General features: G+C 58.4%; 18 protein-coding genes. 7 read left to right on the forward strand and 11 right to left on the reverse strand.

Translation table 11 applies throughout. The features are described 5' to 3' along the window. Positions 1-12: 12 nt before the first annotated feature. A complete protein-coding gene (locus F0155_RS16760; protein WP_150525694.1) occupies positions 13-1,068 on the forward strand; it encodes a hypothetical protein in 1,056 nt (351 codons plus the stop codon). 3 nt (positions 1,069-1,071) lie between these two features. Here the strand turns inward: F0155_RS16760 and F0155_RS16765 are convergent, their stop codons facing one another. Beyond that, on the reverse strand, positions 1,072-1,551 hold the full coding sequence (locus F0155_RS16765) for a hypothetical protein (protein WP_150525695.1): 480 nt from the start codon (positions 1,549-1,551) through the stop codon (positions 1,072-1,074). A 247-nt stretch (positions 1,552-1,798) separates the two neighbouring features. Between F0155_RS16765 and F0155_RS16770 the strand changes: the two genes are divergently transcribed. Then, positions 1,799-2,293 (forward strand): MmcB family DNA repair protein, encoded by a 495-nt coding sequence (locus tag F0155_RS16770; protein ID WP_150525696.1) that lies wholly within the window; start codon positions 1,799-1,801, stop codon positions 2,291-2,293. A gap of 37 nt (positions 2,294-2,330) precedes the next feature. Here F0155_RS16770 and xylB read toward each other — a convergent pair whose 3' ends face one another. Then, entirely contained in the window at positions 2,331-3,776 is a 1,446-nt protein-coding gene (gene xylB / locus F0155_RS16775) for a xylulokinase (protein WP_150525697.1), read from the reverse strand. Positions 3,777-4,012: 236 nt separating this feature from the next. On the opposite strand from xylB, the gene F0155_RS16780 reads away from it, so the two are divergent. From F0155_RS16780 to preA, 3 genes are all read left to right on the forward strand, one after another. Continuing rightward, positions 4,013-5,215 carry an ROK family transcriptional regulator gene (locus F0155_RS16780; RefSeq protein WP_150525698.1) on the forward strand — a complete coding sequence of 401 codons (1,203 nt, stop codon included), beginning with the start codon at positions 4,013-4,015 and terminating at the stop codon, positions 5,213-5,215. A gap of 325 nt (positions 5,216-5,540) precedes the next feature. Continuing rightward, positions 5,541-6,896, forward strand: coding sequence for an NAD(P)-dependent oxidoreductase (locus F0155_RS16785; RefSeq protein WP_150525699.1), 1,356 nt, complete (start codon positions 5,541-5,543; stop codon positions 6,894-6,896). Positions 6,897-6,918: 22 nt separating this feature from the next. Beyond that, complete coding sequence (preA, locus tag F0155_RS16790; protein ID WP_150525700.1) at positions 6,919-8,232, forward strand: NAD-dependent dihydropyrimidine dehydrogenase subunit PreA; 1,314 nt, start codon at positions 6,919-6,921, stop codon at positions 8,230-8,232. A 62-nt stretch (positions 8,233-8,294) separates the two neighbouring features. On the opposite strand, the gene F0155_RS16795 is transcribed toward preA, so the two are convergent. Both F0155_RS16795 and amaB read right to left on the reverse strand, forming a co-directional pair. Next, on the reverse strand, positions 8,295-9,350 hold the full coding sequence (locus F0155_RS16795; protein ID WP_150525701.1) for a saccharopine dehydrogenase family protein: 1,056 nt from the start codon (positions 9,348-9,350) through the stop codon (positions 8,295-8,297). A gap of 10 nt (positions 9,351-9,360) precedes the next feature. Next, a complete protein-coding gene (gene amaB, locus F0155_RS16800; RefSeq protein ID WP_150525702.1) occupies positions 9,361-10,884 on the reverse strand; it encodes an L-piperidine-6-carboxylate dehydrogenase in 1,524 nt (507 codons plus the stop codon). 126 nt (positions 10,885-11,010) lie between these two features. Here amaB and F0155_RS16805 point away from each other — a divergent pair, with 126 nt between their 5' ends. Continuing rightward, the gene (locus F0155_RS16805) at positions 11,011-11,436 is read left to right on the forward strand and encodes an Lrp/AsnC family transcriptional regulator (RefSeq protein WP_150525703.1); all 426 of its coding nucleotides are present in this window, start codon (positions 11,011-11,013) and stop codon (positions 11,434-11,436) included. 125 nt (positions 11,437-11,561) lie between these two features. Here F0155_RS16805 and F0155_RS16810 read toward each other — a convergent pair whose 3' ends face one another. The 7 genes from F0155_RS16810 to chvE all read right to left on the reverse strand — a co-directional run bounded on the left by F0155_RS16810 (position 11,562) and on the right by chvE (position 20,651). Further along, a complete protein-coding gene (locus F0155_RS16810) occupies positions 11,562-13,070 on the reverse strand; it encodes an aldehyde dehydrogenase (NADP(+)) (RefSeq protein WP_150525704.1) in 1,509 nt (502 codons plus the stop codon). Positions 13,071-13,081: 11 nt separating this feature from the next. Beyond that, positions 13,082-13,999 carry a dihydrodipicolinate synthase family protein gene (locus tag F0155_RS16815; protein ID WP_150525705.1) on the reverse strand — a complete coding sequence of 306 codons (918 nt, stop codon included), beginning with the start codon at positions 13,997-13,999 and terminating at the stop codon, positions 13,082-13,084. Between the two features lie 78 nt (positions 14,000-14,077). Beyond that, the gene (locus tag F0155_RS16820) at positions 14,078-15,001 is read right to left on the reverse strand and encodes a Gfo/Idh/MocA family protein (protein WP_150525706.1); all 924 of its coding nucleotides are present in this window, start codon (positions 14,999-15,001) and stop codon (positions 14,078-14,080) included. Continuing rightward, positions 15,001-16,743 carry an L-arabinonate dehydratase gene (araD, locus tag F0155_RS16825; protein ID WP_150525707.1) on the reverse strand — a complete coding sequence of 581 codons (1,743 nt, stop codon included), beginning with the start codon at positions 16,741-16,743 and terminating at the stop codon, positions 15,001-15,003. Before araD ends, F0155_RS16820 begins: the two co-directional genes overlap by 1 nt. A 3-nt stretch (positions 16,744-16,746) precedes the next feature. Then, positions 16,747-17,979: a multiple monosaccharide ABC transporter permease gene (mmsB, locus tag F0155_RS16830; protein WP_150525708.1), complete on the reverse strand. Its 1,233-nt coding sequence runs from the start codon at positions 17,977-17,979 to the stop codon at positions 16,747-16,749. A gap of 13 nt (positions 17,980-17,992) precedes the next feature. Continuing rightward, positions 17,993-19,513: a multiple monosaccharide ABC transporter ATP-binding protein gene (mmsA, locus tag F0155_RS16835; protein WP_150525709.1), complete on the reverse strand. Its 1,521-nt coding sequence runs from the start codon at positions 19,511-19,513 to the stop codon at positions 17,993-17,995. A gap of 82 nt (positions 19,514-19,595) precedes the next feature. Then, the gene (chvE, locus tag F0155_RS16840) at positions 19,596-20,651 is read right to left on the reverse strand and encodes a multiple monosaccharide ABC transporter substrate-binding protein (RefSeq protein WP_150525710.1); all 1,056 of its coding nucleotides are present in this window, start codon (positions 20,649-20,651) and stop codon (positions 19,596-19,598) included. Positions 20,652-20,796: 145 nt separating this feature from the next. Between chvE and F0155_RS16845 the strand changes: the two genes are divergently transcribed. Next, the gene (locus F0155_RS16845; RefSeq protein WP_208999327.1) at positions 20,797-21,723 is read left to right on the forward strand and encodes a LysR family transcriptional regulator; all 927 of its coding nucleotides are present in this window, start codon (positions 20,797-20,799) and stop codon (positions 21,721-21,723) included. Positions 21,724-21,791 lie beyond the last annotated feature (68 nt).

The raw sequence follows: 21,791 nt of genomic DNA on the forward strand, positions 1-21,791 counted from the left end.
CCATCAGGCATCATGACAAGCATCCCAGGCTCTGCCGGTTCCCGTCTCCGTCATCGCTTCAAACCGGGCACCAGCGGCACGTTGGTGGTGGTTTATTCGCAAGTTCGCGTTCCCGACGGCAAGTTCGGACTGGAGCGGCTGTTTTCCGACACGCGCCATGCCTGTCTGTTCCTGAATGATCCCCAAAATGGCTGGTATCTTGGACTGCATGACGAGATCAACCGTCAGCTGGACGCCGCAATTGGTGAAGCCCGCCCCGACCGGATCATTCACTATGGATCCTCGATGGGGGCTGTTGCGGCCCTTGGCATTGGGCTTGAGCGCTCTGATGGGCCCATTCATGCCTTTGGCGGCGAACTCCTTCCCGGCACACCGGACTCGCAGGGACGGCAGTATGGTGTACGCCCGAATGACCCGAGCTACCCGGATTTCAGGACGCTCGGATCCAACCCACCCGCACATCCGGTTCATCTCTACTATGGCTGCTTTGATGGTACGGATGCGGCAAACGCGGCTATTGCGATGGACTGGTTTCCGCACGCAACCCTCCATCTTCTGGCGTCGACCCATGCCAGCCACGATCACCTCTACAGCCTGAACATCATCCGGCGGATCATCCGCACCTTTGATCGTGACCCGGCCCCTGAGCTTCGCTCCAAGGAGCTTTATGCCGCGTTTGACCGGGAGAGCCTTCAAAGGTTCGGCAATTTCGTCGAGCGCCGGGCGGACGGACCACTTCCCACACCTGATGAGATTCAGTCGGAACACGACTACACCAACAACCCGGGACTTCAGCTGCTGCACGCAGAAATGCTCGCGCGCCACGGAAATCCCGAAGCAGCGGCACAAGAACTGGCGGAGCTTGAAGAACGGGTCAGCGCCCATCAGCTCTGGCGGAGCTTGCCGAAGCGCTGGCGCAGGTTGATGCCTTTAAGGCGGACCGCCCTGCTGCTGGACATCGGCAACAGCACTGAAGCTGGCCGAGTGTTTGATACAATGCGGGCACGGTTTCCTCTCGACGAGCCAATGGAAGACCTCGCACGCCGATTGGGCATCGCCTCGGGTTGACCGCTATTGACCGTAGGGCTGGATGAGAGGCGGAATGGCGCGGCAGAACCGGTAGGCAACCGGAGGACGTTCGCCTTCCTGCACAACGAGCTTGCTCGGGCCACGGCTGGTGACCGTAACCAGCCCGAGTGCGCTCCCGCCCCGGTCCAGTCGGCAATTCATCGCCGCGCGTTGAACGCGCGTGGCGTTTTGCTCGGCTCCATAGACAACACAGATCCGACCGGGCGTTTCAAAGAGACCGCGATAGATCGCGATGGCATCTCCCGGCTCGCCTTCATCAATCCGCGCAACCGACTCACACCGATCCACCTGACGGGCCCAGATGCCTTGCGCAAAGTCGGCGAAGCGGAGGTCAAGGGTCCTGCTTGCAAGGATTTCCGATGACCGCTGGATAGTGACGGTTCGATCGCCTTTTGCGGCATGGGCCGGAGACAAGCCAGCGATCAGGAGCATCGCCATACCCATCCAGATGGTTTGTCTCACAGTTGCAGCCCTCCCAAGCTTTCCTGGATGCCTGCAGTGCGCTCCTCCCCCGTCCGGGCCCTCTGCAGGTGTCGATGTTCTGCCAAATCCTTACCGAGCCATGCAAGTCGGCGCAACCTGCGATTTGTTCACGGTCACTATCCTTCGCTTCCAGTTTTCGGTTATAGATGGAACAAGCCGGGAACAAATAAATTAGGCTCTGTCTTCAATCCGTCCGCACAGCCTGACATCATTGACATGAGGGACCATGCTTTCTGAAACCAACAGAATAGTGCTGGATGATCCGCTTAGCGACGGTCGTCAGTCGGAAACGGCGCAGCTTGTCTGGCGTGGCACAGCCCGGCTGATGCGAAGCCTCGACTTTTCCAGTCTGGCCGAAGTCACGCTCGCCTCGGGCCGACGGGCAGATCTTCTGGCCCTTGGTCCCAGACACGAAATCTGGATCATCGAGGTTAAATCCTCGATCGCCGATCTTCGGGCCGACACGAAGTGGCCGGACTACCGGCAGCATTGCGACCGGTTGTTTTTTGCAACCCACCCGGATGTCCCCATGGAGATTTTTCCGCAGGAGGCCGGACTGATCCTGTCGGACGGTTATCATGCGGAAATCCTGCGCGAAGCACCGGAACACAAACTGCCGGCGGCAACGCGCAAATCTGTGACCCATCGGTTCGCCCGCCATGCAGCCAACCGGCTGCACGGCTTGATGGACCCTGATCTGACGACAGCCCTCAGGTCCTAGTGCATCGGGCGGTTTGTTGGAGACGCCCAAAGCTGATCTAGACTTGCTTGAGTGCCGGATAAAGGCGCTTCCAGCTCCCGTAAGCGTCCTCATATGCAGACACCTGTTCAGGCGTCGGCGAGATTGTGTCAGCAAGGGGCGGAACGGAGAAAATATCCGGGTCATACCCGCGAACTGACGCCTGAGCCAGACGCGCTGCGCCAAGGGACGCCCCAAAATCTCCTTCTGCAGGAAGGTCCACCGGCACATTCAAAACGGAGGCGAGGATCTGAAGCCAGGTTCGCGACCGTGCGCCACCACCGACCGCAAGCAGGCGGTCAATTCGTGTGCCAGCCTGTTCAAGCGCCTCAACGCAATCCTTCAGCCCTAAGCAGACACCTTCCAGAACAGACTGGACCAGGTCTCCCCGCTGCGTTGCATGCGAGAGATTCGAAAAATTCCCCCGAATTTCAGCATCATTGTGAGGCGTTCGCTCCCCTCCGAGATAGGGAAGAAACTTGACCGGCGAGGGGCCGGACACCGTGCCAATGGCCGTGACCAGATCCGCTGGCTTTTCGCCGAACAGGCGCGAGACCCAGTTCAGACTGTCTGCTGCAGACAAAATTACGCCCATCTGGTGCCACGTGTCCGGAACAGCATGGCAAAAGGCATGAACCGCGCTTTCAACGTTCGGCCTGAATGCATCTGTGGTCGCGAATATCACCCCGGATGTGCCAAGCGAGACGAAGGCGGAGCCCGGCCGTACCGCGCCAATGCCGCAAGCTGCAGCGGCATTATCGCCGCCGCCGCCGGCTACAATCGGGGCCGTCGTCCAGCCCCAGCGCTGGCACAGGGACGGCCTCACGGTCCCCGTCCCATGTGTTCCCTCGACCAGTGTCGGCATGTGATCTCGCGACAATCCGGTTGCTGCCAACAGGTCATCACACCAATCGCGCGCCGCAACATCCATCCAGAGTGTTCCGGCACTGTCAGACATGTCGCTGGCATGTCCTCCCGTCAGACAAAGACGAATATAGTCCTTGGGCAGGAGGACCTTTGCAGTCTGCTGGAATATCTGCGGCTCATGCTCGCGAACCCATTGCAGCTTGGGCGCTGTGAAGCCCGGCATGACGCGGTTGCCCCCGGCTGTCAGGAATTTCGGCTGGCCCTCTTCCAGCTGCAGGCTCTGCGCTACCGATCGCGTATCGTTCCACAAGATGCATGGTCGAAGGGGCCGATCATCCTTCCCCAGAAGGGTCGCTCCATGCATCTGGCCGGACAATCCGATGGCCCGCACATCGGCCATTGCTTTCGGTGCCTCGTCTGCGATCCTGTCCAGAGCCTTTGCGCAGCCTGCCCACCAGTCTTCCGGGTCCTGTTCTGCCCAGGACGGATGGGGACGATAGACTTCGAATGCCTCGCTGGCCGACGAAATGATCCGTTGCTCCTCATCGATCAGGATCGCCTTGACCGAGCTCGTTCCGAAATCCAACCCCAGATACATTGGTCTGCCTGTCCCTTGTCTTTTGAGGTTGGTATTACCTACCCCTTCGTCATCTTGTATTTACACGGCTATTCGTGCTGCGGGCAGATTTCGGATCGATCAATTTCGCATTGGTATTTTTTTGGACACCAAAAAAATGTTGATTGACCGTCCCTCTCCTGCCAGATTGCGGCTCTCTTTCGGGTATTCATGACCCGTAATTTCAAGCTTACGCGTTAGCAACACAGGACCAGGTCATGCCTCATAAGGCGGATCGCGACCAGATACGACGTCAGAACCGAAGCATCATTCTCCAGGCTTTGCGCCGGGACGGTCCGCTTGCGCGCATAGAACTGGGGCAGATTACAAAACTCAGCCCGGCAACCGTGACTTCCATCACCGGTGATTTGCTCGATCAGGGACTGATCGAAGGCTTCGAGACAAGTGAGCAGAAGGAGCAATCGACGCGCGGGCGCCCAAGATCCTTGCTTCGCCTGACGCCAAACGCCGCCTATGTTGTCTGCGTCAGATTGTCGGTTCAGCGACTTGATCTGGCCTTGGTCGATTATTCAGGCCAGACCGTCGCTCATCATTCGGCTCCCCTTGAAGGGAATGCCCTTACATCTGACACCACATCTCCACGACTTGTTCATCTCATTCGCGAGCTTTTGACCATGGCGGATGCGCCATCATCCCGGGTTCAGGAAATCGGCCTGATCGCGCAAGGGGCTGTGGATGTGGATGTGGAAGCGGGCACGATCATATGGAGTCCGGCGATAGACGGGCGAAACACACAAATCGTCGAGCCTCTGTCTGCCGCGTTTGACGCGCATTGCACCATCGTGAATGACACGAACATGATCACCGAGGCCTTGCACTGGTCGGACCCGGAAAAATATGCGGGGACCTTTGTCGTCGTGTTCCTCGACCACGGCATGGGAATGGGTCTTTACCTCGACGGACGTCTGTTTTGCGGCGCCAATGGTAAGGCCGCGGAAATCGGCCACACCAATCACATGCCGGACGGCGCGCTGTGCCAATGCGGCAAGAAGGGGTGTTTTGAGGCCTATCTTTCGGAAAATGCCCTTTCCCGGATCGCGCTTGCAGAGCCGAGCTGTGACGCGCCCTCGCTGGACGCCGCACTGGAGTTGGCCGCGTCCGGCAATGGCCCGGTTCTGGACGGCTTTTCGGGAGCCGGTCGGGTCCTTGGCTTTGCTCTTGCACGCATCATTGCCATGTTTGATCCCCGCCGCATCGTCCTTACCGGACGCTCTGCAAGAGCCCTTCCCTACATGCAGGAGGGAATGCGCTCGGGCCTTGAGGATGGACTGATAGCGGACCTCAGCCAGAACCACGAAATTGACGTGGCGCCATGGGACGAAGACTACATCATTCGCGGCATGGCGGCTCAGGCCATGACCCGCCTGGACCTTTGCTACAAGGGCACTGCTGGTCGCTAGACCCCGCGCCGGGTCCTTCGTCTCGTTGCCTGATTTGCCTCCAGCGACGGAATTTGCTGCATTGCAGCAGTCAAAACTTGGCTCGACACCCTGTTTTTCATCGGTTTTTGGCCCCGCTCCGCGCCACTGTATTTCATGGGACCGACATTACCAAGCTGATGAAATAATTCAGCTTTAAACCTGATAAAAAACCTCTTGTTTTTACATGCCTCAAAAAAAATTTGACTAACTGTTCAAATTTTTTTCCAATGAATACCAACAGCAATCTCAAGCAACGAAGATTGCGCCAAATATTCGCAAATCGCCTTTTATCCGGAGGGCCCGAATGACCCAATCCAATGCTGCTCCTGACGTGGCTGCAGGACGTCTGTCTGACGAGGAATACGCCCGAAATTTTGCAGACCTGCATCCCTTGCTCGACCCGCATGAAGCGCGGGTGGAAGCGGATCGATGCTATTTCTGCCACGATGCTCCGTGCATGCAGGCCTGCCCGACCAGCATCGACATTCCGCAGTTCATTCGCCAGATCTCGACAGGCAACCCCACCGGGTCTGCAAAGACCATCTATGACCAGAACATCCTCGGCGGCATGTGCGCTCGCGTTTGCCCGACGGAAACCTTGTGCGAACAGTCCTGCGTTCGGGAAGTTGCCGAGGGCAAACCGGTGAAGATCGGTCAGCTGCAGCGCTATGCGACCGATCACTACATGTCGACCAACGACAAGACTCCCTACACACGCAAGGCCGCGAGCAGCAAGCGGGTGGCTGTCGTCGGCGCGGGTCCTGCCGGTCTGGCCTGTGCCCATGCTCTGGCCGTCGAGGGGCATGACATTGATCTTTACGACGCACGTGCAAAGGCGGGCGGGCTGAACGAGTTCGGCATTGCCGCCTACAAGTCGGTCGACAATTTCGCCGCGCGCGAGGTCGACTTCATTCTGTCCATCGGCGGCATCACGCTCAAGGCCGGACAAAAGCTTGGCACCGACATTCATCTTGCTGACCTGCGCAGCCAGTATGATGCCATCTTCCTCAGCATCGGCCTTGGCGGCGTCAATGATCTTGGACTTGAAAACGAGGCCAAGGACGGCGTTCTCAATGCGGTCGACTACATCTCCGAGCTTCGCCAGGCCAAAGACCTGTCCAGCTTGCCGGTCGGCAAGCGTGTTGTCGTCATCGGCGGCGGCATGACAGCAGTCGACATTGCCGTTCAATCGCGCCTTCTCGGGGCAGAAGATGTGACCATTGCCTATCGCCGTGGTCAGGATCGGATGAACGCGAGCGAGTATGAACAGCATCTGGCTCAGACGAACGGTGTCAAGATCCTGACCTGGGCCCAGCCCAAGGGACTTGTTGCGCAAAACGGTCATATCAGCGGTATCGAGCTTGAAAAAACCAGAGAGACCGGCGGCGCCCTGAAAGGCACCGGCGAAACGGTGACCTTGCCTGCGGACATGGTTTTCAAGGCTGTCGGCCAGACCCTTGTCCCGGCCGTGCTCAACGGATCGGGGCCCGCCCCGCAGATCGAGAAAGGGCGGATCGTTGTCGATGCGGACCGCAAGACCAGCCTCGATGACGTTTGGGCTGGTGGTGACTGTGTTCTCGGCGGCGAGGATTTGACCGTTGCCGCAGTCGAGGACGGCAAGATCGCCGCTGCCGCCATTCATCGCGCGCTGAGCGCCTGACCCGTTTCAAGGAGATCCCACCATGGCTGATCTGCGCACGAATTTCGTAGGCATCAAATCGCCGAACCCGTTCTGGCTGGCATCCGCTCCCCCGACCGACAAGGCCTATAACGTCGTCAGGGCGTTTCAGGCCGGATGGGGCGGCGTCGTCTGGAAAACGCTTGGGGAAGACCCACCTGTGGTCAACGTCAATGGTCCCCGATACGGCGCGATCCACGGCAAGGACCGGCATCTCATCGGCTTCAACAATATCGAGCTGATCACGGATCGCCCGCTCGAAGTGAACCTGCAGGAGATCAAGCAGGTCAAACGGGACTGGAAGGATCGCGCCCTTGTCGTATCCCTGATGGTTCCGTGTGAAGAGAAAAACTGGATCGACATCCTCAAGAAGGTTGAAGATACCGAGGCCGACGGGGTTGAGCTCAATTTCGGCTGCCCGCACGGCATGAGCGAGCGCGGCATGGGCTCGGCTGTCGGACAGGTGCCGGAATATATCGAGATGGTGACCCGCTGGTGCAAACAGCACACGCGCATGCCGGTGATCGTCAAGCTGACCCCGAACATCACCGACATTCGCAAGCCTGCTCAGGCTGCTAATGCGGGCGGGGCCGACGCGGTTTCGCTGATCAACACCATCAACTCGATTGTCGGCGTTGATCTGGACGCCATGGCGCCCACTCCAACAATTGATGGCAAGGGCGCTCATGGCGGCTATTGCGGGCCTGCGGTGAAGCCGATCGCCCTCAACATGGTTGCCGAAATCGCCCGCGATCCGGTCACCCATGGTCTGCCGATTTCCGGAATTGGCGGAGTGACGACATGGCGCGATGCGGCCGAGTTCATGGCTCTTGGGGCCGGCACCGTACAGGTCTGCACCGCAGCCATGACCTATGGCTTCAAGGTCGTTCAGGACATGATCGAGGGGCTGTCCGACTGGATGGACAGTTCCGGTTACACCAGCATCGACCAGTTTGTCGGCAAGGCCGTGCCGAATTGCTCGGACTGGCAGCACCTCAACCTGAACTACATCGCCAAGGCAAAGATCGATCAGGACCTTTGCATCAAGTGTGGTCGCTGCCACATCGCCTGTGAGGATACGTCCCATCAGGCCATTACGAGCATGTTCAACGGCGAACGCCATTTCGAGGTGATCGACGAGGAATGCGTCGGCTGTAACCTGTGCGTCAGCGTCTGTCCCGTGGAGAACTGCATCACCATGGAAGCGATGGAGGCAGGCAGCATCGACCCGCGTACCGGCAAGAAGGTCGACCCGACCTACGCCAACTGGACCACCCACCCGAACAATCCGATGGCGGTCACGGAAGCAGCAGAATAAAAACATGAAGCCCGGCCAATCCTGTTGGCCGGGCTTTTGATTCAGACTTCAGATACAGGTTTTCAGCCTTCGTAGCGACGCCCGTTTTTGGTGGCGAGGAACGCGTCGAGGCGAATGTCCTCCTGCTTCAGGAAGCCCCGGGACGGCAAGGACCCATCCCGCACCATCTCGATGACAGCTGCAACGGACGACGCCGTGGTCCAGGCGATGGCGGTGCGCTGCTTGCCAGCGAACTCGATCGGCTTCAAAGCGCGCACGAATTCCTTGCGAGCCAGACGGCCATTGATGGTGCCTTCCGCAGACACGTGGACATAGACGACGTCGTCTTCCACCGGCGGCTTGGCATTGACGAGAATTTCGCCTGCTTCCTTGCGTCGCTCGCGCATCAGGAGTTCGTGAAAGAAGAAATTCATCAGCTTCACATGGCCCGGATAACGCATGGTCTTGTAGTCCATGTTCGGAACGCTGTCCCGATAGGTCTCGCACATGGTGCCAAGACCGCCAGACGTCGTGAAGGCTTCGAGCTCGATGCCGCCAATGACAACCTTCTCCACCCATTCCATCGGGGAGACCTGCTTGAGCTGCCCGTCCTCCAGCACCTCGCAGTCATTGAGATATTCATTCACGACCCCTTCCGGAGACCAGTTGAAGGAATAGCTCATCAGACCAGTCGGGTGCTGCGGCAGAGCGCCCACCCGCATCCTGCAGGACCGGCAGCTTTCGAACTGACGAATGAGATGCGCGCCAACGATTCCCACAAACCCCGGAGCCAGCCCACACTGCGGAGCCATCAAGGCCTTGGCGCTGTCCGACATGGCGATGATCGCCTTTGTCGTCGGCACGTCTTCTGTCAGGTCAAAATAGTGGATGCCCAGCCCGTGCGCGGTTTCCGCCACTCCCTTGTTGAAGGAGTAGGGCAGGCAGGACAGCACGGCATCCACCGTGCCCAGCGCCCCGGAGAGTGCCGACTTGTCGGACACATCAAGGGATTTCGCTTCAAAGGGCATGCCTTCGGGGGCAACGAGGTCAAAACCGATCACCTCGAACCCGGTATCGAGCAGGAGTTCGGCTGCCAGTCGGCCAACTTTTCCAAGGCCCAGAACTGCGATGGTTTTCATGGGTTTCTCCTCAGATCTCGAACCGGATGCCCTGAGCAAGCGGAAGCTCGCGTGAATAGTTGATGGTGTTGGTCTGGCGCCGCATGTAGGCTTTCCAAGCATCCGAACCGCTCTCGCGCCCGCCCCCTGTTTCCTTTTCGCCGCCAAATGCCCCGCCGATCTCTGCGCCGGACGGGCCGATATTCACATTGGCGATGCCACAATCGGACCCTGCAGCAGACAGGAAATACTCGGTTTCGCGCACATCCGTAGAGAAGATGCAGGAGCTCAGGCCCTGCGGAACCGCGTTGTGCATCGTGATTGCGTCATCCAGATCGCGGTACTTCACGGCATAGAGAATGGGGGCAAAGGTTTCCGTATGCATGATGGCCGTCTGGCCTGGCATTTCAACGATGGCCGGTGTCACATAGGCCGCATTCGGATACTGATCCACCAGCGCGCGCTGACCGCCGTGAACTGTTCCGCCTTCGGCCTTCGCCTGCTTCATGGCAGCCATCATGGCCTCCAGCGCCGGACTGTCGATCAAGGGTCCGACAAGAGTGCCGGTCGTGAGTGGGTCGCCGATTGGCAGGCCTTGATAAGCCTTGATGATGCGGGGGAGCAGATCGTCATAGACATCTTCATGAACGATCAACCGGCGCAAGGTGGTGCACCGCTGTCCGGCGGTGCCGACAGCCGAAAACACGATCGCTCGCAACGCCATTTCAAGGTCGGCAGAGGGCGCGACAATCATGGCATTGTTGCCGCCAAGCTCCAGAATGGTCTTGCCGAGGCGACGGGACATGTCTGATGCAACGGCACGGCCCATCGGGACAGAGCCCGTTGCGGAGATGATCGCAACATCCGGAGACGCGGTGAGGGCTTCGCCGAGATCCCGTCCGCCGATCAGCGTCTGGATCAAACCCTTCGGCGCATCGGCTCCAAAGGAAGCCATGACGCGTTCGCAAATGACCTGCACGGCCAAAGCCGTCAGCGGTGTTTTTTCTGATGGCTTCCAGATCACCGGATCACCGCATACCAGCGCCAGCGCCGCATTCCAGCACCATGGCGCGACGGGGAAGTTGAAGGCGGTAATCACGCCGCAAACGCCCATCGGATGCCAGGTCTCCCGCATGGAGTGACCCCGACGTTCAGATGCGATGGTGAGGCCATAAAGCTGACGCGACAACCCGACGGCAAAGTCGCAAATGTCAATCATTTCCTGAACTTCGCCAAGACCCTCCTGCAGGATCTTGCCGCATTCAAGGGTCACGAGCGCGCCGAGGTTTTCCTTCTCCTTGCGCAGTTCTTCTCCAAGCAATCGAACAAATTCGCCCCGGCGCGGGGCCGGAACCGTCCGCCAGTCAAGAAAGGCTTCTCGCGCCGCGCGGATCGTTTGTGCCGCGTCGTCAATCGACTGTTCGTCCAGTCGTGCGATCACGCTGCCATCGATGGGCGTCGTGACTGTCAGGCTGCCAGTGGGTGCCAGAAAGCGGTCCAGACCGCACCGGCTGATGATTTCTGGAAAGGATGAATGGGAGTGCTCTTGTGGCATGGTATCGGTCCCCGAAGTATTTCTCCCTTCATGATGCGCCTCCCTCATGTCAGGCGAAATGGGATTTTTATTGCCTATTCGTCAGGCTTCTTGCTTTTTGCTCAATTCAAGTGACATAATTTCAGGATGGATGACCTCGATCAGCAGCTTTTGCTTTTGTTGGAAAAGGATTCGCGCAGCTCCGCGGCGGATCTCGCGCGGCAGCTTGGTGTCTCGCGTGGCACAGTTCAAAACCGGATCGACAAGCTTGTTCACCAGGGCACGATCGAGCGGTTCACGATAGAGCTTGGTCGCTCGGACATAGATTTTCAGGTAAGTGCCTTTGCCCTGATCCAGCTGAAGGTTGGCGATGACAAGGTGGTTCGAGCTGCCTTTCGGCGTATTCCGGAGATCATGGCGGTCTCAACGCTCAGCGGCAATTTCGACCTTGTTGTCGAGCTTCGCTGTTCTTCCCTGTCACGTCTGGACGAGGTGATAGATCATATCCGCAGTCTTGGGGATGTGGCAGGAACACAAAGCCATATCCGCCTTCGGAGCTGGCAGAACAGCTAGCGGTGCCCGTTCTTCGTGGCAGCTCTCGCCAAAACGCCCGCCGGTCTGGAAGGATCGGGCGGGCGTTTGACCATGTTCGATTTCAGGTCTGGCGGGAGCAGGGACTTCCTCCCTGCCGCAGCATTTCACCGAATGTCGAGAACATCATCCGGGATGTTCTGATAACAGACCGGACGCAGGAAACGCCGGATGGCGAGCGTGCCGACGCTGGTTGCCCCGAAATTCGTGGACGCCGGATAAGGGCCGCCATGAACCATGGCTTCGCTGACCTCAACACCTGTCGGATATCCGTTGGCCAGAATACGGCCTGCCTTGCGCTCAAGGATCGGCATCAAACGCCGTGCAAGGGCCGTGTCGCCAGTGTCCATCATCAAGGTGCTGGTCAACTGCCCCTCGAATGATTTGGCAACTTCGAGCATCTCTGCCGGATCAGACACCTCGACAAAGATCCCGAGCGGGCCGAAGACTTCATGCCCGAGAGCTGCATTGGCAAGAAAATCCTTGCCGGTGGTGGCGAAGAAATAGGGCGTTGCGTTGCGCTGGTCACAAACGGTTGTCAGCACCTGCCGGACACCGGTTGTTGCTGCGATCTTGTCGCGCCCTGCACGGTAGCCGGCTGCGATTCCATCGGTCAGCATGACCTGCGCTGCGACCTGAGACAGGGCTTCAGAAGCCGTCTCGACAAAGGCAGTGGCGTCGGGTCCCGCAAGGGCGATGACAACTCCCGGATTGGTGCAGAACTGGCCGGCGCCCATGGTCAGCGATCCCGCCCAGCCCTTCGCAATCTCGGCCCCTCTTGCTGCCAGCGCGTCCGGCAGAAGGAATACCGGATTGACGCTGCCAAGTTCACCAAAGAACGGGATCGGCACCGGGCGCGCGGCACAAAGGTCAAACAGGGCACGCCCTGCCCCAAGAGATCCTGTGAAGCCGACCGCTGAAATGAGCGGATGTTGGACGAGAGCTGCGCCGAGATCGGTCGTATTGCCCTGAATGAGGCTGAAGACGCCCTTTGGCATGCCGGTTTTCTCAATAGCCGCCAGAATGGCATCTGCGATGATTTCGCCCGTTCCCGGATGAGCGGGATGCCCCTTCACGACTACCGGACACCCGGCAGCCAGTGCCGATGCCGTGTCTCCACCTGCCGTGGAAAAGGCCAGTGGGAAATTGGAGGCCCCGAATACGGCAACAGGCCCGACCGGGCGCTGGACCATTTTCAGGTCCGGGCGCGGCATGGGGGCCCTGTCCGGCAAGGCTTCGTCGTGGCGCAGATCGAGATAGTCTCCCTTCTCGATGTGGCGGGCAAACAATCGCAGTTGGCCTGTCGTCCGGCCCCGTTCCCCCTGAAGACGCGCTTCGGGAAGGCCGGTCTCGCGGGTGCCGATCTCCGTGATGGCGTCTGCACGCGCCTCGATTTCATCCGCTATTGCGTCCAGAAACGCAGCACGCTCGGCCCGGCTGGAATAACCATAGGTCCAGAATGCCTCTTCTGCTGCCACAACAGCCCGCTCGACTTCCGCAGCTCCGCCATTGGCTGTTTGATGAGATGGCCCGCGAACAGGCTGCGAGGCAAAGGTCCCTTCAGAACCAGTCCATTCCCCGGCAATCAGGTGTTTTCCATGGGGCTCGAATGACATGCAGATACTCCTTATTTGCCCCATTTCAATGCGATCAGGTCCAGCTCGCGTGATAGAGACAGCAAGCGATCCCGGGTTCGCGCCGAAAGGGGCTTCAGCGGATGGCGCACATGATCGGAGCCGATCACATCGCCTTCCATCATCACCGTCTTGGTTGCGCGCAGGCCGCACTGACGGTTCTCGTGATTGATCAATGGGAGACAGAGCTTCCATTGTGAAAGCGCAGCGTCAAGGTTGCCTGCTAGGTATTCGGTCACTATCGGCCTGATTTTTTCCGGCTGCAGGGCGGATGTCATCGTTCCCGTACAGCCTGCGTCAAGGTCCGCCAGCAAGGTCACGGCTTCTTCGCCGTCGAACGGGCCGATGATATGCTCGCCGCCAGCCTCGATCAGCGCCGCAAGCTTGTCGGCGGCAAACGGGGTTTCCATCTTGAAATAGGAGACGTTCTCGATCTCCCGCGCCATTTTCACCAGAAGGGGAACCGGCAGGCTGACACCGGAAAGAGGCGCATCCTGCACCATGATCGGGATCGAAATTGCGTCAGAGACACTTTGAAAATGCTCAAGAATGCCCGTCTCCGAGGGAACCAGCCCGACGCCGTGGTAAGGTGGCATCATCATGAGCATGGAGGCTCCCATGCCTTGTGCCTCTTTTGCACGAGTGGTGACGATCCCTGTCGAGAAATGGCTGATGGTGACGATCACCGGAACACGTCCGGCAACATGCTCCAGACTGACCCGCGTAAGGATCGCGCGTTCCTCATCGGACAGGAGAAACTGCTCGGAATAATTGGCGAGAATGCAGATGGCGTCGACACCCTGATCGATCATGCAATCGAGCACGCGGCACATGCCGTCTGGGTCAATCCGTCCATCGGCATGAAACGGGGTGGGAGCAACGGGGAGAATTCCGGAAAGCGGCTTGATCATGGGAGCTCTCTTCGCATGAACGGGTCGAGGGAGAATGCACAAAGGCACGAAAGGTGAATTGCGGCGCGGGCTTGTGTCTTACCAGTCGAAGGCCGGGGCTGTGACACGTTTTCCAAGCAGGAAGGCATCGGCGACATGGCGCAAAGGGGAGAGATCCATGTCGATCCCCCCGCGCCTGACCAGTTGGGCCATCTGGGCATAAAGGCGCGGATATTCTCCGGCCAATCCATCGTGTTCATCGACAATCCGGCCATCGATCGTGAGCTTGCCACCGCCATTTTCCAGCAGCATGCGGCCCTGCTCCGTTTCAGCCTCGATCGTCCATTTGGGTTCACCCGGCTCCAGCCAATCCAGCTCCAGCGACACGTCTGCCCCAGCTGGATGGGAAAAGCGGCAAGTCGCCGCGATCGGCGTTTCCCGATTGCCCGGAAAGTGCAGCTCGGCCGAAGTCAGATGAACCGGGTCAGGAAGGATCTCGGTCAGGATCGACAAGGCGTTGATGCCCGGATCAAAAACACCAAGACCACCAGCTTCAAACACCCAGTCCTGATTTGGATGCCACTGGCGCACGTTTTCGCGCCAGGTGATCTTGAGGTAGCGCAAGTCCTTGTCCGCAAGCCACGCCTTTGCAGCGGGCACCATGTCTGCCTGACGCGAATGCCACGTCGCATAAAGCGAAACCCGGTGCTTTTCCGCAAGCTCTGCCAGTTCTTGGCATTCGGACAAGGTTGCACCCGGCGGCTTTTCCAGCATCACATGACGACGCGCCTTGATGGCAGCCTTGGCATATTCAAACCGGGGAACGGGAGGCAGGCACAGAGAGACGACGCGGATATCTGGCCGATCTTCCAGCATCCTGTCCAAATCCGTATAGGCCGGAACCCCGGAAACCGACCCGTTCCGTGAAACGGTGGCTGACAGGTCCCAATCCGGACTTTGCGCGATAGCAGGCACATGCTGATCCACCGCGATCTTGCCTATCCCAACAAGTGCGATCTCCATCAATGTGCATCCTTTCCGACCGGCGATCCGCGGCACCCTTTCAGGAAATCAAGATCTGCTCCTGTATCAGCACCGGTTACATGGGTTTGGTGCAACCATGCATAACCGCTTTCCGCCCTCTCGTGACCCGGCCTCCATTTGGAAAGCCGATCTTCCAATTCCGCATCGGAAATATCCAGATGAAGGCGCCTTGCCTCGACATCAACCTCGATCATGTCGCCAGTTCGCACCACGGCGAGCGGCCCGCCAGCCGCAGCCTCCGGGGCGGTGTGGAGGATCACCGTGCCATAGGCCGTGCCGGACATGCGAGCATCGGATATGCGGATCATATCCTTGATGCCTTTTTTCAGAACCTTCGGCGGCAAGCCCATGTTGCCCACCTCGGCCATGCCCGGATAGCCCTTCGGGCCGCAGTTCTTCAGCACCATGATGCATGTCTCGTCGATATCGAGCCTATCGTCCGAAATCCGCGCCTTGTAGTCGTCGATATCCTCGAAAACCACAGCACGACCACGATGCTTCATGAGATGGGGTGACGCTGCGGAAGGTTTCAGGACCGCTCCCCTTGGGGCGAGGTTCCCGCGCAAAACGGCGATGCCACCCTGATTTGTCAGAGCCTTGTCCACCGGCAGGATCACATCCTCGTTCCAGTTGCGGACATCCTTTACCTCGTCCCAGATAGTTTCGCCGGACACGGTAAGCGCGTCCTTGTGCAGCTGGCCACCTTCGCCAAGGCGTTTCAACACGACCGGCAACCCACCTGCATAGAAGAATTCTTCCATGAGATACTCGCCGGAAGGCATCAGGTTCACGATGGTTGCCACATCCCGTCCGCAGCGGTCCCAGTCGTCCAGGGTCAAATCCACCCCGACACGCCCTGCGATGGCAAGCAGGTGAATGACTGCATTCGTCGACCCGCCAATTGCCCCGTTGGTCCGAATGGCATTCTCGAATGCTTTCCGCGTCATGATGTCGGAGGGTTTCAGGTCATCCTTGACCATCTGAACGATGCGCCTTCCGGACAATTGCGCCATGACGCGGCGGCGGGAATCTACGCCCGGAATGGCAGCATTTCCTGAAAGCGCCATCCCCAGTGCCTCAGCCATGGAGGCCATTGTGGAGGCCGTGCCCATGGTGTTGCAGCTGCCCGAAGAGCGGGACATGGATTCCTCGGCCTCAAGGAATTCTTCCTGTGTTATCTCGCCAGCCTTCACCGCTTCGGCGAACTTCCACAAATGCGTGCCCGATCCGACCCGTTCGCCTCGGAAATAGCCGTTCAGCATCGGGCCACCGGTCACGACGATGGATGGAAGATCTGTGGAAGCGGCCGCCATGAGAAGAGACGGCGTGGTCTTGTCACATCCGACCAGGAGCACCGCTCCGTCAATCGGCTGACCGCGCATCTGCTCTTCGATGGAAAGAGCAGCCAGATTGCGAAACATCATCGCTGTCGGGCGGAACGTGTTTTCTGACGCGGAAAACACCGGAACCTCGACAGGGAACCCACCAGCTTCCCACACACCCGCCTTCACCTTTTCAGCCAGTTCGCGCAGGTGGCCATTGCATGGGGTGAGGTCTGACCATGTGTTGAGGATGCCGATGATCGGGCGACCGTCAAAGAGGTCATGCGGATGACCCTGGTTCTTCATCCATCCCCGGTGATAGATCGTGTCGCGGCTGGTGCCGCTGTACCATTCCTGAGAGCGCAGTTTGCGCGGCCAGACTGCCGGTTTGAACGTCATGGCTTACCCCTGCTTGCTCTTGTTGTAGACATCGAAAATCACGGCAGCGAGCAGCACCAGACCCTTGATCATCTGCTGATAATCAATGCCGATGCCCATGATCGACATGCCGTTGTTGAGAACGCCCATCAGGAACGCCCCGACAACGGCACCGACAATCTTGCCAACACCACCGGACATTGACGCTCCGCCAATGAAGACGGCGGCAATCACATCCAGCTCAAGCGCAAAACCCGCCTTCGGCGTTGCCGTGTTGAGGCGCGCCGCGAAAACCAGCCCGGCGGCGGCAGCCAGAATGCCCATGTTGAGGAAGGCGAGGAATGTCAGGCGTTCGGTCTTGATACCGGAAAGTTTTGCGGCCTTGTGGTTCCCGCCAAGCGCATAGATGCGTCGGCCAATCACCGTGCGCTCCGTCAGGAAGGCGTAGATGATGGTAAGCACACCCATGGTGATCAGAACGTTTGGCAGGCCACGGAATGTGGACAGCTTGAACATGATGAAGACGAGCGCTGCGCTGATGATGGAAATGCGCAGGACAAAGAAGCCGAACGGTTCGTCTTCCACACCGTAGGCGCGGTTGCGGGCCCGGTTGTGCAATCCGCCCCAGACAACGAGGGCAGCTGCGGCCAATCCCGTCAAAAGCGCAAGAACGTTGACCTTTCGCGCGTCGAAGACCGACGTCAAGGACTCCCCGATGGCCGCCGGAAAGATGTCCGGAACAAAGCCATTCGCGATTGTCTGAAATTCCTTGGGGAACGGACCGACAGACTGGCCTTCCAGAAGCCAGAGCGACAGGCCGCGGAACACCAGCATGCCTGCAAGCGTGACGATGAAGGAGGGTATCTTCCAATACGCCACCCAGTAGCCCTGGGCCATACCGATGAGGCCGCCGACAGCCAGGCAGACCACGATGGTCACCAGCCAGTTTATCTCGTGATTTACGATCATCACGGCGGCGAGCGCACCGATGAACCCCATTACCGAGCCGACAGACAGATCGATGTTGCCGGAAACAATGACGATGAGCATCCCCAACGCCATGATGATGATATAGCTGTTCTGGAGAAGCAGATTCGTGATGTTAACCGGGCGCAGCAAGGTGCCGCCCGTCACGATCTGGAAAAACACCATGATCGCAATCAACGCAAAGAGCAGTCCGTATTCCCTGAGGTTGGCGAGCAGGTATTTCCCGATCCCCTTTTGCTCGGCGCTGTCCTGAGATTCTGCAAGGGCCATCTGCCTCGCCTCCCTATTCCGTTACGATGAGCGACATGATGCGCTCCTGACTGGCCTCACCAGCGGAAAGTTCGCCGACAAGCGCTCCTTCGTTCATGACGTAGATCCGGTCGCACATGCCAAGCAGCTCGGGCATCTCGGAGGAGATCATCAGAACGCCCTTCCCCTGCTCCGACAGCTCGTTGATGATGCCGTAAATCTCGAACTTCGCTCCGACATCAATGCCGCGCGTCGGTTCATCGAGGATGAGAACTTCCGGTTCTGCAAAGAGCCACTTCGACAACACGACCTTTTGCTGATTTCCTCCGGACAGGTTCATGACCTTCTGGAAAACGCTTGGAGTGCGAATGTTCATCGCCTGACGATATTTCTCGGAAACCTGTGTTTCCTCGTTCTCGTTCAGGACCCCGCCGGACGAAACCCCTTCCAGATTGGCCAGCGTCACATTGCGCTGGATTGTTTCCTCCAAAATCAGGCCAAGGCTCTTGCGATCCTCGGTGACATAGGCAAGCCCGGCGTCGATAGCGCGGTCCACACGGGAAACATCGACTGTCTTTCCGCGGATCCGGACATTGCCCGAGATGTTCCGGCCATAGCTCTGGCCGAAGAGGCTCATGGCAAGCTCCGTCCGTCCTGCGCCCATGAGGCCTGCAATACCGACGACCTCGCCAGCGCGAACCGTCAGGTTTGCCGACTTGATCACCTGACGCTCCGCATGCTCGGGATGCCAGACGTTCCAGTCGCTCACCTCGAGCAGCATGTCGCCAGCGCGGCGCTGTCGCTCGGGATAGCGGTGGGCCATGTCACGCCCAACCATGTCGCGGACAATGGCATCTTCGGAGATCGCTTCCCTGCGCGCATCCAAGGTGGAGACCGTTGTCCCATCTCGGATGACAGTCACCGTGTCAGCTACTCTGCGGACTTCATTCAGCTTGTGAGAGATGATGATTGAGGTCACGCCCTGTTGCTTGAGTTCCAGCAGGAGGTTGAGCAGGGCCTGACTGTCGCTTTCGGAAAGCGCGGCAGTCGGCTCGTCCAGAATAAGCAGGCGTACTTTCTTGGATAGGGCCTTGGCGATCTCGATCAGCTGCTGCTTTCCGACACCCAGCTTGTCGACCAGCGTTGTCGGGGCCTCTTTAAGGCCGACCTTTTTCAGCAGCTCTTCCGTGCGCTTGTTTGTTGCCTGCCAGTCAATGACGCCATGGCGCGCGCACTCGTTTCCCAGAAACACATTTTCTGCAATCGACAGGAGTGGCACCAGCGCCAGTTCCTGATGGATGATGATGATCCCCTGGTCTTCGCTGTCGCTGATGTCCCGGAACTGGGCCAACGCGCCATCATAGTGGATCTCACCCTCGTAGCTGCCTGCCGGGTACACCCCGGACAGGATCTTCATCAATGTTGATTTACCTGCCCCATTCTCGCCAACCAGGGCATGGATCTCGCCTTTCGCAACACTCAGGTTGACCCGGTCGAGTGCCTTGACGCCCGGAAAGGTCTTGGTAATCCCGCGCATTTGAAGAAAAACGGACATGCTTAGCCCTCGGTTGGTTTGCAGCCTGCCCAATCCCGGAGGATCGGGCAGGCCGAAAAGGCCAATGTGCTTTCGCCAGGGCTTACTTGATCTGGTCCATTGTGTAGTAACCACTCCCAATCAGGGTGCTTTCCCAATTGGCAGCTGTAACCGGCAGCGGCTCAAGCAGGTAGGAGGGAACAACCTTCACGCCATTGTCATAGGTCTTGGTATCGTTGATTTCCGGCTCGCCGCCTTTCAGCATTGCGTCCACCATGCCGACCGTTACGCCAGCAAGAGACCGTGTGTCCTTGAAAATCGTCGAATACTGTTCGCCCGCCAGGATCGACTTGACGGACGGCACTTCCGCGTCCTGTCCGGTCACGATCGGCATCTTCAGGTCGCCGGAGCCATAACCTACGCCCTTGAGCGACGACAGGATACCGATGGAGAGCCCATCATACGGAGACAGAACGCCATTAACCGTCTTGTCCGTGTAGTGAGCGGACAGAAGGTTTTCCATGCGGGCCTGCGCCACTGCACCGTCCCACCGTAGTGTTCCGACCGTATCCATACCCTGCTGACCGGACACGACGACGATGTCGCCGCTATCGATCATGGGCTGCAGGACGCTCATCGCGCCGTTATAGAAGAAATAGGCGTTGTTATCGTCCGGTGAACCGCCAAACAATTCGACGTTCCAGGGCTTCACGTCCGGGTACCGTTCCTTCAGACCGTCCACAAGCGTCGTTGCCTGCTGCACGCCGACCTTGAAGTTGTCGAAGGTCGCGTAGTAGTCGACATCGCCGCTGTCACGGATCAAACGGTCATAAGCGATGACCTTGATACCGGCTGCTGCTGCGTTTTCCAGAGCATTGGACAAGGTCGTCCCGTCAATGGCAGCAATCACGAGCACATCGACACCCTTGGTGATCATGTTTTCGATCTGGGCCAGCTGGTTCGGGATATCATCTTCGGCATATTGCAGGTCGGTCTGGTAACCGGCGGCCTGAAACTGCTCGACCATGGAATTACCGTCGGAAATCCAGCGGGCCGATGACTTCGTCGGCATCGCAATACCCACCATTCCGTCAGCCATCGCCGTCGTGGCAAACAGCATGACAGCGCCTGCCGTCAACAAAATCTTCTTGATGCTCATGATGTACCTCCATTGGACGTGCCGCGCTCCTCCGCAGCACCGGGTTCCCCTTGTGGGGGCCGTGACCCTGTCCAGTGGACTATCAGCAGATTTACATATTACTCAAATCCGTTTATTGGCGTTCTGCATATCAATGATGTTATGAATGTTCGTCATGGATTTCACCCACCGCTTAAAACCCTCCCATCTGGCGCTCATCATGCGGATTGCCGAAACCGGTCAACTGCAGCGAGCAGCCCATATGGCGGCCATGTCACAGCCAGCAGCGTCGCGGATCTTGTCTGATATCGAACAGCGGGCTGGCGGACTTCTCTTCGAAAGGCATCCAAAAGGGATGCAACTCACCGCCCTAGGAGAGATCTGTATCAGGCACGGAAAAGCTATTCTGGAAGAATACGACTCCCTTGAGAGGGAAACATCTCGGATCACGTCGGGCGAAAAGGGACATGTTCGCGTCGGGTCTGTCACAGGACCTGCGGTTGGTCTGCTGATGCCGGCGGTTCAGAAGATCCGGGAACTCACTCCTGACATCGAAATGACAATCGAGGTTGGGCCTTCAACTGAGTTGGTTCGAGGGCTTATGGAAAACCGCTTTGACTTTGTCATAGCGCGGCTGCCAGCAGAACATGATAGCCGTGACTTCAAGATGTACCCGGCGCGCAGCGAAACCGTCAGCCTTCTGGTGCATCCCGACCACCCGCTAGCGATCCATCGGCAAGTTGCACTCAAGGATCTGATGGATTTTGAATGGGTCATGCAAGAACGTGGTTCCCCCATCAGGCAGGCGGTAGAAACGGCCTTTCACGAGGCTGGACTGGATGTTCCCCGGCGGATCACCAACTCCTCATCGCTTCTGGTCGTCCTCAAGTCTATGGAGAGAACAGACACTATTTCCCCGCAGGCTCAGGAAGTGGCTCAGATGCTGGCAAACGGGCCGGTATCGTCCGGATTTGCCTGTCTGGAACTCACGCACCCGATCTCGGTATCGCCATGTTTCGTAATCCGAAATCGCTACCGCCTACTCCCAAATGCGGCGGAACGCGTATTGCAGGCTGTCCTGAGTGAGTTCTGATATTGTGACTCGTACAGTGTCCCCCTGGTGGTTTTTGTTATTTGAACGCAAGAAAGCCCGCTAGCTTT

It is taken from the genome of Roseibium sediminis (assembly GCF_008711325.1).
Lineage (GTDB): Bacteria > Pseudomonadota > Alphaproteobacteria > Rhizobiales > Stappiaceae > Roseibium > Roseibium sediminis.

Coding starts and splice junctions, on each gene's coding strand:
- F0155_RS16760 (WP_150525694.1), top strand. CDS start 13: ATGACAAGCATCCCAGGCTCTGCCGGTTCCCGTCTCCGTCATCGCTTC.
- F0155_RS16770 (WP_150525696.1), top strand. CDS start 1,799: ATGCTTTCTGAAACCAACAGAATAGTGCTGGATGATCCGCTTAGCGAC.
- xylB (WP_150525697.1), bottom strand. CDS start 3,776: ATGTATCTGGGGTTGGATTTCGGAACGAGCTCGGTCAAGGCGATCCTG.
- F0155_RS16780 (WP_150525698.1), top strand. CDS start 4,013: ATGCCTCATAAGGCGGATCGCGACCAGATACGACGTCAGAACCGAAGC.
- F0155_RS16785 (WP_150525699.1), top strand. CDS start 5,541: ATGACCCAATCCAATGCTGCTCCTGACGTGGCTGCAGGACGTCTGTCT.
- preA (WP_150525700.1), top strand. CDS start 6,919: ATGGCTGATCTGCGCACGAATTTCGTAGGCATCAAATCGCCGAACCCG.
- F0155_RS16795 (WP_150525701.1), bottom strand. CDS start 9,350: ATGAAAACCATCGCAGTTCTGGGCCTTGGAAAAGTTGGCCGACTGGCA.
- amaB (WP_150525702.1), bottom strand. CDS start 10,884: ATGCCACAAGAGCACTCCCATTCATCCTTTCCAGAAATCATCAGCCGG.
- F0155_RS16805 (WP_150525703.1), top strand. CDS start 11,011: ATGGATGACCTCGATCAGCAGCTTTTGCTTTTGTTGGAAAAGGATTCG.
- F0155_RS16810 (WP_150525704.1), bottom strand. CDS start 13,070: ATGTCATTCGAGCCCCATGGAAAACACCTGATTGCCGGGGAATGGACT.
- F0155_RS16815 (WP_150525705.1), bottom strand. CDS start 13,999: ATGATCAAGCCGCTTTCCGGAATTCTCCCCGTTGCTCCCACCCCGTTT.
- F0155_RS16820 (WP_150525706.1), bottom strand. CDS start 15,001: ATGGAGATCGCACTTGTTGGGATAGGCAAGATCGCGGTGGATCAGCAT.
- araD (WP_150525707.1), bottom strand. CDS start 16,743: ATGACGTTCAAACCGGCAGTCTGGCCGCGCAAACTGCGCTCTCAGGAA.
- mmsB (WP_150525708.1), bottom strand. CDS start 17,979: ATGGCCCTTGCAGAATCTCAGGACAGCGCCGAGCAAAAGGGGATCGGG.
- mmsA (WP_150525709.1), bottom strand. CDS start 19,513: ATGTCCGTTTTTCTTCAAATGCGCGGGATTACCAAGACCTTTCCGGGC.
- chvE (WP_150525710.1), bottom strand. CDS start 20,651: ATGAGCATCAAGAAGATTTTGTTGACGGCAGGCGCTGTCATGCTGTTT.
- F0155_RS16845 (WP_208999327.1), top strand. CDS start 20,797: ATGTTCGTCATGGATTTCACCCACCGCTTAAAACCCTCCCATCTGGCG.